Origin of the sequence: Pedobacter sp. CFBP9032 (assembly GCF_034045265.1) — a bacterium.
Lineage (GTDB): Bacteria > Bacteroidota > Bacteroidia > Sphingobacteriales > Sphingobacteriaceae > Pedobacter.
In genome coordinates this window covers 479,929-492,545 of the sequence record NZ_JAXCWE010000002.1, presented here as the reverse complement: position 1 = coordinate 492,545, position 12,617 = coordinate 479,929, and the positions used below count along the sequence as shown (strand labels likewise).

Below are 12,617 nucleotides of genomic sequence, written 5' to 3'. Positions count from 1 at the left end.
ATATGAGTAAGTTAATATCCGCTTTGCCAAAAAATCTTTTATGTTTTTCACACCTTCGCTGGGATTTTGTTTTTCAGCGGCCACAACATTTAATGACCCGATTTGCCAGGGAACAACAAGTCTATTTTTTAGAGGAGCCTATTTTTGATGCACAGGGGCATGATTATCTGGAGCGTGCGCAAAGGGATGGAAATGTAACGTTACTGGTTCCGCATCTTGCCGCTGGTAAAAGCCGGGAAGAGGTGCAACTGGCATTGAGTAATTTGCTTTCGGAGGTATTGGCAGGCCAATCAATGTGCGACTGGATGTTTTGGTACTACACCCCAATGGCGCTACAATTTTCCCTGATGTTCCAACCCGCATTGGTTATTTTCGATTGTATGGATGAGTTATCAGCTTTTGATTTTGCACCAAAAGAACTGGTGATGCTGGAAAAAAAGCTAATGGATATTGCTGATGTGGTATTTACGGGGGGACATTCTCTCTACGAAGCCAAAAAAAATCAACATAACAATATATATGCTTTCCCTAGCAGTATAGATAAAATGCATTTTGCTTCTTCACGTAAAGAGATTGAGGAACCTGAAGATCAGGCGAAAATTTCAGGAATTAAGCTTGGGTTTTTCGGTGTGATTGATGAACGATTTGAGATTGAGTTAATTGAGCATATTGCTGTTGCACGGCCAGACTGGCAATTAATTTTACTTGGTCCGGTGGTTAAAATTTCTCCTGATACATTGCCGAGACGCGCAAATATCCATTACCTCGGACAAAAATCTTATCAGCAACTTCCTGCCTATTTATCAGGATGGGATGTAGCGTTAATTCCGTTCAAACTCAATGAATCTACCCGATTTATCAGTCCGACTAAAACACCTGAATATCTTGCCGCCGGGGTTCGGGTGGTTTCTACACCTATCCGCGATGTGGTAAAACCCTATGGAACGCAGCGTTTGGTGAGTATTGCTGAACATCCTGAAGATTTTGTTCAGGCAGTTGAATATGAGTTAAATGCTGCTGATGATGCAGTTTGGCTTTCTAAAGTGGATCGTTTTCTGAATGATAAATCCTGGGAGCATACTTTTTCGGCTATGAAATTTCAGATGTTGTCTGCAATGAAACGCCCGGATACTTTATTGGCGAGTTAATGATGACCGATTCTTCTACACCGTTTTCTTCTTTCTGGATGGGTGGCTTTGAATGTACAGATCAGCTCAATCACTATGGTAATCGCGTAGATTTATTGGCCTTAACCGGGCATCTTCAGCATACGGAAAGAGATTATGCCTTATTGAAAACAGTGAGGATTTCTACAGTAAGAGAAGGAATTCGTTGGAGTAAGGTTGAAACACGACCTTACGAATATGATTTTTCTGCTGTACGCAACATGATTGATGCTGCAAGGCTCCATGGCATTCAACAAATTTGGGATATTTGCCATTTTGGTTATCCCGACGACTTAACACCACTGCATCCACATTTCAGGAATCGCTTTGTAAGTCTGTGCATTGCCTTTGCAGAATTTCACCGCAATTATGCCCCCGATACAGATTTAATTGCTACCCCCATTAATGAGGTAGGTTTTATTTCCTGGCTTGGGGGCGAACAGGCAAGTACAACACCTTATGCAAAAGGGATTGGCTGGGACATTAAGTATGCTTTGATTGGTGCGTATATAGAAGGCATTAAAGCAATGAAAGCCATCAGTCCAACTACTAAAATCATGACTACCGAGCCACTTGTAAATATTGTACCACCCCTAAATGCCAGTCCGGAGATGGTTCTGAAAGCAGCAGAAGAACATGAGTTACAATATCAGGCAACTGATATGTTAACCGGTTTAATTTGTCCTGAACTGGGCGGGAGCAGTGAACTGGTAGATTTTATGGGTTTCAATTTTTATTATAATAATCAGTGGATTTGCGGCGAATTTACATTTCTTCCCTGGGCTAATTTAGAGCTGGATCCACGCTGGCGCGGACTTTCTTCACTCTTACTGGAAGCTTATACCCGTTATGGGAAACCAGTTGTGCTGGCCGAAACGAGTCACTCCGGCGAGCATCGCCCAAATTGGCTGGAACTGATTACCCGCGAGTGTATGAAAGCGATTGGCGCTGGCGTTCCGCTGAAGGGTATTTGCCTTTATCCAATTATAGACCGGCCGGATTGGGATCATCTACATATCTGGCATCACGCTGGTTTGTGGGATGCAGATGGCGAAAATCCTTTAGAGCGCAGGCTATGTGTTCCTTATGCAAAGGCCCTTGTGGAAGCACAAGATACATTGACCGTTTATAAGTCAGCTATCAATGCTGGCAAAAATGAAGGTTTTGTTTACCTGGAACAGGTAGCAGAAGCGGAGGGAGAAACCCGCGGAACGATGATTGCGCTGGCACCGGAAACTTTAATATAAAGATGAACGGGCTTGCTGATGAAGGGCTTTTAATTTTTACCTGATTAAAAAAGGCAAAAAAAAGACTCGGTGAGCATGATGCAGACGCTGGTCCTGAAGATGAAAATGATCACCGCAGATTTTACTACTCGCTTCTGCGAAAATCTTTTAATCTGCGGCAGAATTATTTAAACATTTGTAGTTACCGTTTAAGGTTATTAATAGAATAAGGTGCTGAACTGAATCTGATTTAGAAAGCTGCTCCTGTCATTTAATATACTAGCCGCGAGAAATATTTTCACTTCCCTTAACCCGTTTGGGGAAAGGTGCAGCCAGTCGGATAGGGGGCTACTTTCTTCCGGTTAAATACACAAATGGCCTGGTAACTTTTTGCCCATCCTTAGTTAGTATTTCTTCCGTTATTTCTTTCACTTCTATACTGTCAAATCCAGCCGTTCTCAAAAATGCTTTCAGCTGATTTGTCTCGTAAAAATTGAAGTCTGCATGGGTCCACGGTAGATCTTTTCCATGTTTCTGCACTATAAAGGCGATGTTAAATGTTCCTCCGGTTCTGAGTACGCGGTATATTTCTGCAAAAATTAGTTTAGGTGCCTTCCAGAAATAGATGTTGTTTATGGTAAAGCAACAGTCGAAAAAGTTATCTTCAAAATTTAATTTTTCTTTTTCAACTACTCGGCTAAATTCAGCGTTACCTTCATTTAATTTTAAAGATTGATTTGAAACATCCTCTGCCAGTGCATTAGAGAAGTTGAGGCCATGGTAACCAATGCCCCGGGCCTTTTGAAATAGGGTAGGAAGATGCTTTTTATTTTCGATGCCGATTTCTAAGACAAAAGAATGCGCAGAAAGCTCCAGCTCTTTTATTGTTTTGAAGGTAATATTTTGTGGTGCCGATAAAATCTCACGTTTTATTTTTTGCCTTTTGTCATGCTTAAGGTTTTGAGTAGGTGTGCTGCTTTTTTTAAAGTCGATTGGCTTTTCCATAATACTTTCCTAAATCTCTTTCGAGAAAATGTTAATTGAAGGCGTCAATTTTCTGAAAGTTTATCCTGGTGCAAAAGTGGAAAATGGTTATGGAAGCGGTTTACATAAAAAGGATTTTTTTTTACAAGAAATGTAAATTTCCAAAATCGTTTAGGTATAGTTCCATTTTTTTATGAATATTGCCCCCATGGGTATTAATGTTGGTAAAGATTATGGTGCCTGGAAAAACGTAGGAGGGAGTTTTGAGCAATTTCCAGATCAGAAACAGTTTATTAAAGAAAGCAGGGATAAGTACAGTTTCTCATTTAGTGAGGCTGAATTGTTTCAAATTACAACGCCGAATTTCTATATTGTATATGGAGATATTTTATTTAAACAGCATCAGCTATTTTTTACGCCTAGTAATAAGGTGCCGGATATGGTTAAATTGCGCTTCACCTTATCAGGAAATGGTACCATTTATAATCAGGTAAATAAGAAGCAATATATCTTTAATGCTAACCAGCAAAACATCATTTACATGCCAGAGCTGGATGGAACAGGTGAGTATGATACCAGCCAGAATTACCGTTTCTTTGAAGTTCATTTTGCTAAAGAAAAGTTTCTGCAGCTTGCAGAAAATGCTAGTAGTTCACTTCAGGCTTTAGCTGATCATCTTGATGCCGGACGTTATGCACAAATGGCTGAACAGGATCTGCCAATTTCCTGGGCCATGCATAATTGTATTCAGGAAATTCTTAATTGTACCTATGAAGGTGGGTTAAAGCTTCTGTTTATTGAATCGAAATGCACCGAATTGTTGGTGCTTCAGGCAGCGTGTTTCGAAAACGCAACGGCCAGGAATAATCAGGCGGTACTACCATCAGCGCATGATAAAGATTGTATTTACCATGCAAGAGATTATCTTATTCAGCATATTCATCAACCACCTTCACTTTCAGAACTGGCAAAAATTTGTGGCATTAACGAATATAAACTTAAACAAGGTTTTAAAGGGCTGTTTGATAAAAGTGTTTTTGGCTACCTGAGCGATCATAAATTAAACCAGGCTAAAGCGTTACTTCTTCAAGGAACGCCAATCAAGTCCGTAGCTTTTCAATTCGGTTATTCTTCGGTGCAACATTTCAGCAATGCGTTTAAGCAAAAGTTTGCGGTTTCGCCAGGGAAGATGAGGACTTAATTGATAACAAAAAAAGGCTACAACAATCGCTGTTGTAACCTTTTATCTAAATTAACGCTCTCAATCTTTGCAGACTGTGATGTAGGACTCTCACCCCCTACGGCAGCAAATATAAGATGATCTGGAACATTTTGATGTCTTTTGTAAATTATTTATTACTTTTTGACGATTAAAATACTTTCGACAGTAATTTTTCTGAAAAAACATTATCAAAATTTGTCCTATAGCTTCTGTTCAACAAGGAAAGCGTTACTGATTTACACCGACTTCAACATCATCTTTTTCACAATGTTGCCTCAATTGTTTGGGACCCTGAGGCCATATAAATGCGGTGGTTTGTTTTTTCCAGCCCATGCTTTTATAGAAATTATCGGCGCCAGGCGCTGCACTCAAATTAACGAAATGATAGTTTTCTAATTGGTTGTTTAAAGTCGTGACCAGGTATTTACCTAATCCTTGTCCCTGGTAAGCAGGCGCTACTACAATGTCGGCCAACATGGCATAATACCGGCCATCGCCAATGGTACGACCGAATGCAATCATTTCATCATTGTGAAAAACGAAAATTGTGTTTGTGCTTAATTTGAAAGCTTTTTCTATTTCATCAGCAACCCGGTGTTTCCAATTTATTTCCTGAAATAAAAGAAGAACGCGTTGCCAATCTATGCTTGTCAAATCAGGATCAAGCAGATATTGATAATCAGGATTTTCGGTATAATTATTCATTATGTTTTTCAGTTTAATTGATTTTTTAGGTGTCGAGCAAAATTGTATAGATATGATTCAGATCAGAGAACTTCAATTGATCCTTAAAAGTTTGAGGAATTTCATGCACAGTTCAATTTTACCACCAGCAGCTTATAGCTTAGGATCCTAATCATTTTAAAGGGGAGTTTATCCCCAAAAAACATATTAGATACCATAAGTCTGGAAATTTAGTTTGAAGCAAATAAGAACCATTAATTTAGAAAATCAGCAATATTTGTACTAAGCGGTTTAAACCAAAAAGAGCTAATTTGGATTTAAATTGCGTAGGATTATTTGTTAGATAAATCCCTATTTTGACTTATTGTCTTTTTTAGGGTAGAGGAATCTGAAAGCATTAAAAACGGCCTGGTGAGTAATGGTGGCATGACTTTCGTCTGGCAGGTAATTAAAAAAAACTTTCACATTTTTAGACGAGCCATTTTTTATTTTTTTAGCCAGTAGCTCAGCATCTTTTTCCATAATATGATTTTTAGAGCCATCTATAGATCCTTCTTTTCCTACCCCAATATAAATTTGGATAGGAATGGTGTAAGCCTGATCAAGAATTAATGGCTTTTCCCGAAGCAGATACCCATCTCGCCACCATAAACTTGGGCTAATAATAATGTATTGATTAAAAAGCTGCGGTTTAGTAAATAATATTTCTGTAGCCAATAACCCACCTAACGACTGACCAATTATTGTATTCCCCTTATTACCACCAAATTTTTTATTAACATAAGGCTGAAGTTCATTTTCTATAAAGGAAATGAATTGAGAAGACCCACCACTTGTGGGAACCCATTTATGATCATTTTCGTTATCGCTTTGCGAGGTAAAATTAAGTTTACGATTTGTATTGGCAATACCAATAACAATCGATTTTGGAATCCTGTTTACCCACGGAATGGTATTAAACTGAACAATGCCTGTAACGTGAATAAAGTCTTCATCTGCAGAACCATCTAATAAATAAATAATGGGGTATTTCTCATTACTGTTATATCCATCCGGCAGGTATATGTTTAATGTCCTGTCTTCTCCTAAAATAGCAGAATGGAAAACTTCAGCTTTTCCAAGAATGATGCTATTGGTTGTAGGCTGAGCAATGCTTTGTCCATGGGCACAGATAGCGAAGAATAAAAGAAAAAAGGGCGACAGTATTTTCATAGTTATTGCAATAAACGGCAAATATAATATTACCGATCATGTTATCAATATCGTTGAATGAATGAAATAGGGAGGTGCCTAAAGTGATGTAATATTTGTACATTTGGCAGGAATGAAATATTTTATGATCATTTTTAGTCTCTACATGACTTTTTTGACCTTAGCACCTTGCCAGGACAAAGAAGATGTGATGTCTGTTAATGGTAATTCAAAATCATTTATTTCTCAAACATCTTCTACAGCTCATTCCAATGAAGATAACTGTCCACCATTCTGCACCTGCGCCTGTTGTTCCGTTTCAAGAGATATTACCGCTTCTATAGAAAAAGTTATTTTTATAGACAGCATCTCTATACCATACCATCAATACCAAATGCCAGCCATTGCTGAGCAATCTATCAAAATCTATCAGCCGCCGCAGATAGTTTAATACGTTTTTTTTATTAGTTGTGCTGATCAGGAATACCTGGTGAGCATTGTTTGTGCGTATTAATAATATTTTATGTTTGATAGAATAATTTCGTTCTCTATTCAGAACAAAATCACTATAGGGTTTGCTACGCTTGCCCTGGTTTTGGCAGGCATTTATTCCGCTTACCATTTACCAATAGATGCCCAGCCTGATATTACTAACAACCAGGTACAGATTATCACCCAGGCGCCCAGTTTAGGCGCGCAGGAAGTTGAGCAGTTTATCACGGCACCAATTGAATTATCAATGGCCAACATTTCCGGCATGATAGAAAAGCGTTCTATCTCCAGATCTGGTATTTCTGTAATTACGCTGGTTTTTAAGGATGATGTTGATATTTACTGGGCCAGGAATCAGGTTAATGCCCAATTAAAAGAGGCAGAAAGCAGCATTCCAAAAGGGTTTGGTGAGCCCATCCTGGCGCCCATTACTACCGGACTTGGAGAAATCTATCAGTATGTAATCCATCCTAAAAAAGGATATGAAAACAAATTCACGGCTACCGACCTTCGAACGCTACAGGATTGGCTGGTGCGTACCCAGCTGGCCGGAACTCCCGGTGTGGCTGAAGTTAGCGGCTGGGGTGGATATGTAAAGCAGTATGAGATTGCGCTTGATAATGATAAATTAAATTCTCTTGGGCTCACCATTCCAGAAGTATACGCCGCTTTGGAAAAAAATAATGAAAATACCGGGGGCTCGTATATTGAACAACAAAAGAATTCATATTTCATAAGAGGCATCGGTCAGGTTAAGAACCTGGATGACATCCGCAAAATTGTGGTGAAAAATATCAACAGCACGCCGATACTTATTCGTGATGTTGCTGTTGTTCAGTTTGGAAGTGCAACACGTTACGGTGCAGTAACCCGCAACGGACAGGGTGAAGTGGTTGCGGGCGTAACACTGATGCTGAAGGGTGAAAATTTTAGTGAGGTAATTGAAAATGTAAAAGAAAAAATGGTACAGGTGCAAAAATCTCTGCCAGAAGGCGTAATCATTGAGCCATTTATTGACCGAACTGAACTGGTAGGCCGTGCCATTGGAACCGTTAAAAAGAATCTGGTAGAGGGGGCATTGATTGTGATCCTGGTATTGGTTTTGCTTTTAGGCAATTGGCGGGCTGGTCTTGTGGTTGCTTCGGTAATTCCTTTAGCTATGCTTTTCGCCTTTTCGATGATGAAGCTATTTGGAGTTTCCGGGAATTTAATGAGCCTGGGTGCCATTGATTTCGGACTCATTGTAGATGGCGCGGTAATCATTGTGGAAGCCATTATATTCAGACTAACAGAAAACAATCTTTTTCCTGGTGTCAAAAAACTTAATCGCCAGCAGATGGATAAAGCGGTGTATGAAGCCTCTTCCAAAATCAGGAGTAGTGCAGCATTCGGGGAAATCATCATACTTATCGTTTATTTGCCCTTACTAGCGTTAATTGGCATTGAGGGCAAAATGTTCAAGCCTATGGCGCAAACCGTAGTATTTGCTATTATTGGTGCGTTCATTCTTTCCCTTACCTACGTGCCCATGGCAAGTTCCCTCTTCTTATCCAAAGAAACGGTACATCGGGAAAATTTCTCTGATAAACTGATTGCATCGCTACAAAGGATTTATCAGCGGATATTAATTAACATACTCAGGATTAAAAAAGTTGTTATTGTGCTGGTTATTTTTCTCTTTGCTGCATCAATGTGGGCCTTTTCTAATATGGGCGGAGAGTTTATTCCTACATTAGAAGAAGGAGATCTTACCGTTGAAATAGCGATGGCTCAGGGAACTTCACTTACAGAGGTGGTGAGCACATTCGGCAAAGCTGAAAAATTATTGAAAGATAAGTTTCCAGAGATAAAACAGGCCGTAACCCGGATTGGGAGTTCAGAAATTCCGACAGACCCTATGCCTATGGAGCGGGGAGATATGATGCTTTCGATGAAGCCTAAGGCGGAATGGACCTCTGCCTCCAGCAGAGAAGCCCTGATGGAAATGATGGAAGAAGAACTCTCCCTGATTCCGGGAATTAATGTGGAAATATCGCAACCTATGCAAATGCGATTCAATGAGCTGATGACCGGGATCCGGCAAGATGTTGCCATAAAAATCTATGGAAGCGATCTTGATATCTTAGCGCAGCAGGCGAATAAAATTGCCAAAATTATTGCTCCGGTAAATGGGGTAAACGAGCCTTTTATTGAAAAAGTTAACGGACTTCCACAAATACAAGTGGAGTATAACCGCGATAAAATGGCTCAATATGGGCTCAATATCAGTGAAGTAAACATGATTTTAAAGACAGCCTTTGCAGGGAGCGTAACAGGTGTTGTTTTTGAGGGTGAGAAAAGATTTGATATGGTAGTCAGGCTAAATCGTGATCTAAGGGAAAATATTTCAGGAGTGGAAAATTTATTAATCCCACTCTCATCCGGGCACAAAGTGCCGCTGAACCAGGTGGCTTCCATTTCGTTCAGGGATGCGCCAGCACAAATTTCCAGGGAGGATGGAAAGCGAAGAATTTATGTCGGCTTTAATGTGAAAGATAGAGATGTGGAAACGACAGTAGAAGAAATTCAGGCGAAGCTTAATGGAGCGTTAAAGTTACCTATTGGTTATTATATTACCTATGGTGGCCAGTTCCAGAATCTGCAGGCCGCAAAAAACAGGCTTTCCATCGCTGTACCTGCTGCATTAATTCTTATTTTATTGCTACTATATGTAACTTTTCGTTCTATAAAAGACAGTCTTCTGATTTTTACCGCAGTGCCGCTTGCCTCAATGGGTGGCGTAGCCGCCTTAATGCTAAGAGGGATGCCATTTAGTATATCCGCTGGCGTTGGATTTATTGCCTTGTTTGGTGTAGCGGTTTTAAATGGAATTGTACTCATTGGTTATTTTAATCAATTAAGGGATGAAGGGGTGACTGATGTTTACCAAAGAGTGCTTGAAGGAACCAGGACCAGGCTGAGGCCCGTACTGATGACTGCGAGTGTAGCTTCTTTAGGCTTTCTTCCAATGGCCCTGTCATCCAGCGCCGGAGCTGAGGTACAACGTCCGCTTGCCACGGTGGTAATTGGTGGGTTGATTAGTGCTACTTTTCTTACACTCTTTGTTCTTCCGTGTCTGTATCTTCTTTTTCATAAGAAGGACAAAACAGCTGTCGTGAACTTAAAGCCATTAATCCTGTTAATCTTTTTAGGAACGCTGATTTTTGGAAGTCCATCCAGGCTCAGTGCGCAGCAATTGAACCAAGCCCTTACCCTAGACAGCGCGGTGAAAATTGCCCTAAAAAACAATTTACATTTAAAATCTTCAGGTTTAGGTGTTTACCAGGCTAAGCTTCTTCAGAAGTCAGCAGTAGATCTTTCAAAAACCGAGTTGCTGCTTACCCAGGATCCAACAAGCGGGGGGAATATGGATAACTCCCTTGGGATTACACAGAATATAGCCTGGCCCGGGCTTTATAAAAACAACAGAAAACTGCTGAACCAACAAGCTGTTCTGACCCAAAAAAACTATCAGTCTGTAGAGGCAGATATGATAAGAGATGTTCGAATGGCCTGGTACAGTTATTTATTAAACAGGGAAACCCTCCGGGTTCTTAAATTTCAGGATAGCATTTATGCCAATTTTATAAAAAAGGCAGAGATCAGATTAAAAGCAGGTGAAACTTCAAAACTTGAATTGATCAGCGCTACAACGAAATTTCAGGAAGTACATTCAATAAGTGCAAAGGCAGCAGCTGAACTGATTAATAGTGAAGCGGCGATTAAACAGTTACTGAACATTGAGGGTAACCTCAATATTGCTGAAGAAGATTTAATCATTCCCTTTCAGCAAATAACAATCTTTGAAGCAGAATCGAATGTTAAGTCGCAGATTGAACAGCAAAATATCGAAGTGGCTAATGCCCGGTTGGCTGTAGAAAAAGCAAAAGGCTTACCTGATTTTACCATTGGTTATAGTCAGCAATTATTAGTTTCCGGATTTAATCCCGCTAACATATCCCGAACGTATTCACCGGGAACAAGGATTGCAGGATTCCAGCTTGGCGTAGCCATGCCTATTTTTAATGGAGCCAACCGTTCAAGGGTAAATGCAGAGAAAGTGGCCGTTGAGATTGCTAAAACTAATCTCGATCAGGTAAAGTCTCAGATTAAACTGTCTTACGATCAGGAATATCAACACTTTAAAACCTATCGCAAACAGCTGGAATATTATCAAACAACAGGTTTAAAACTAGCTGACGAACAATCCAGGATTGCCCAGGTAGCTTTCAACCTGGGGGAAATTGGTTACCTGGAATATATCCAGCATCTAAGCACCGCCACGCAAGCAAAATTAGCCTATATCGAACTGGTCGGCCAGCTTAACCAATCCATTATCTCAATTGAATATTTAAAGACCAAATAATGATATACAGCTATAAAATAAAACAATCCATAATCTTTTTTCTTCTGAGTACCTCTTTTTTTATTGCGTGTAAAAATGAAAATAAAAAATCTCTTGCAGAAAATGATCCGAAAGAAGAAACCGGGAAAGAAGCCGGTGGCCTCGAGTTGACTGCTGCACAGATGCAGACCGTTGGAATTACGATTGGTAAAATCGAAGATCGTAATTTATCCGCTGTGGTAAAAGCAAATGGTCAGTTGGCCGTACCACCACAAAATAAAGCAGATGTAAGTATTCTTTCTGGTGGAATTATTACCAGGATAAATGTATTGGAAGGACAACAGGTTAAAAAGGGGCAGGTTCTGGCAACCATCAATAACCAGGATCTATTGAAAATACAACAGGATTATCTTGGGAGCAAGAATAATTTTGCATATGTAAAGGCAGAGTATGAAAGGCAAAAACAGCTTCAGGCTGCGGATGCAGGAACCGGGAAATCATTTCAGGCTGCAGAAGCCACTTACCATTCAGAGAAATCCAGGCTAGCTGCTCTTGAAAGCCAGCTTATACAATTAGGTGTATCTCCCGCCCGCATAGCACAGGGTAAATTTATTTCACAGTTTCCTGTGTTATCCCCAATTAGTGGTACAGTAGGGCAAATCTCTGCAAATACGGGTGCATTTGTTCAGCCTGGAACGTCCATAATGGAGGTTGTAGATAATTCCAAAATACATTGCGACCTTACTGTATTTGAAAAAGACCTTATGCAGGTAAAAGTTGGTCAAAAGGTGAGCTTTCAATTAACCAATCAGGAAAATGAACTGATTAATGGGCGCATTAACGGGATAAACAAATCTTTTGAGAATGAAAGTAAAGGCGTAATCGTACACGCGGTAATTGATAATGTGCAGAAAAAAAATCTGATACCGGGCATGTACGTTACAGCATTAATTAACACCGGAAACAAGCCAATGCCAACTTTACCCATTGATGCAGTGATCCGGTTTGAAGGCAAAGAGTATATCTTTTTAGTTACGGGCGAAGAAAAGAAAAATAATGCTACCATCATCCGTTTTGAAAAGACAGCAGTAAAAACAGGTGTTGCAGAACTGGGTTATATACAGGTAACGCCTTTAAAACAACTTCCTGAAAATGCTCGGGTAATCATAAAAGGTGCTTTCTATCTGGAATCAAAAGCCAATGGGGGCGAGGAGGAAGAGTAATTAAGTATTTGAATTTCGGTCGGGTGTCTCACTGGCCGAAATGAT

General features: G+C 39.9%; 9 protein-coding genes. 6 read left to right on the top strand and 3 right to left on the bottom strand.

Features of this window, described 5'->3' with window-relative positions:
- Window positions 1-2 precede the first annotated feature (2 nt).
- Together SOM16_RS05900 and SOM16_RS05895 are read left to right on the top strand one after the other, a co-directional pair.
- Window positions 3-1,148 carry a glycosyltransferase gene (locus SOM16_RS05900; protein ID WP_320463061.1) on the top strand — a complete coding sequence of 382 codons (1,146 nt, stop codon included), beginning with the start codon at window positions 3-5 and terminating at the stop codon, window positions 1,146-1,148.
- Complete coding sequence (locus SOM16_RS05895; protein ID WP_320463060.1) at window positions 1,148-2,413, top strand: amine oxidase; 1,266 nt, start codon at window positions 1,148-1,150, stop codon at window positions 2,411-2,413. The genes SOM16_RS05900 and SOM16_RS05895 overlap by 1 nt, the downstream gene beginning before the upstream one ends.
- A gap of 327 nt (window positions 2,414-2,740) precedes the next feature.
- Here SOM16_RS05895 and SOM16_RS05890 read toward each other — a convergent pair whose 3' ends face one another.
- Entirely contained in the window at window positions 2,741-3,397 is a 657-nt protein-coding gene (locus SOM16_RS05890) for a class I SAM-dependent methyltransferase (RefSeq protein ID WP_320463059.1), read from the bottom strand.
- Window positions 3,398-3,569: 172 nt separating this feature from the next.
- On the opposite strand from SOM16_RS05890, the gene SOM16_RS05885 reads away from it, so the two are divergent.
- Complete coding sequence (locus tag SOM16_RS05885) at window positions 3,570-4,577, top strand: AraC family transcriptional regulator (RefSeq protein WP_320463058.1); 1,008 nt, start codon at window positions 3,570-3,572, stop codon at window positions 4,575-4,577.
- Between the two features lie 249 nt (window positions 4,578-4,826).
- On the opposite strand, the gene SOM16_RS05880 is transcribed toward SOM16_RS05885, so the two are convergent.
- Window positions 4,827-5,303, bottom strand: coding sequence for a GNAT family N-acetyltransferase (locus SOM16_RS05880; RefSeq protein ID WP_320463057.1), 477 nt, complete (start codon window positions 5,301-5,303; stop codon window positions 4,827-4,829).
- A gap of 330 nt (window positions 5,304-5,633) precedes the next feature.
- A complete protein-coding gene (locus SOM16_RS05875) occupies window positions 5,634-6,494 on the bottom strand; it encodes an alpha/beta hydrolase (protein WP_320463056.1) in 861 nt (286 codons plus the stop codon).
- Between the two features lie 103 nt (window positions 6,495-6,597).
- On the opposite strand from SOM16_RS05875, the gene SOM16_RS05870 reads away from it, so the two are divergent.
- From SOM16_RS05870 to SOM16_RS05860, 3 genes are all read left to right on the top strand, one after another.
- Window positions 6,598-6,924, top strand: coding sequence for a hypothetical protein (locus SOM16_RS05870; RefSeq protein WP_320463055.1), 327 nt, complete (start codon window positions 6,598-6,600; stop codon window positions 6,922-6,924).
- A 72-nt stretch (window positions 6,925-6,996) separates the two neighbouring features.
- Window positions 6,997-11,370 (top strand): CusA/CzcA family heavy metal efflux RND transporter, encoded by a 4,374-nt coding sequence (locus SOM16_RS05865; protein ID WP_320463054.1) that lies wholly within the window; start codon window positions 6,997-6,999, stop codon window positions 11,368-11,370.
- Window positions 11,370-12,572, top strand: a complete 1,203-nt coding sequence (locus tag SOM16_RS05860) for an efflux RND transporter periplasmic adaptor subunit (protein ID WP_320463053.1) — start codon at window positions 11,370-11,372, stop codon at window positions 12,570-12,572. The genes SOM16_RS05865 and SOM16_RS05860 overlap by 1 nt, the downstream gene beginning before the upstream one ends.
- Window positions 12,573-12,617: the final 45 nt, after the last annotated feature.

Coding starts and splice junctions, on each gene's coding strand:
- SOM16_RS05875 (WP_320463056.1), bottom strand. CDS start 6,494: ATGAAAATACTGTCGCCCTTTTTTCTTTTATTCTTCGCTATCTGTGCC.
- SOM16_RS05895 (WP_320463060.1), top strand. CDS start 1,148: ATGATGACCGATTCTTCTACACCGTTTTCTTCTTTCTGGATGGGTGGC.
- SOM16_RS05890 (WP_320463059.1), bottom strand. CDS start 3,397: ATGGAAAAGCCAATCGACTTTAAAAAAAGCAGCACACCTACTCAAAAC.
- SOM16_RS05880 (WP_320463057.1), bottom strand. CDS start 5,303: ATGAATAATTATACCGAAAATCCTGATTATCAATATCTGCTTGATCCT.
- SOM16_RS05900 (WP_320463061.1), top strand. CDS start 3: ATGAGTAAGTTAATATCCGCTTTGCCAAAAAATCTTTTATGTTTTTCA.
- SOM16_RS05865 (WP_320463054.1), top strand. CDS start 6,997: ATGTTTGATAGAATAATTTCGTTCTCTATTCAGAACAAAATCACTATA.
- SOM16_RS05860 (WP_320463053.1), top strand. CDS start 11,370: ATGATATACAGCTATAAAATAAAACAATCCATAATCTTTTTTCTTCTG.
- SOM16_RS05885 (WP_320463058.1), top strand. CDS start 3,570: ATGAATATTGCCCCCATGGGTATTAATGTTGGTAAAGATTATGGTGCC.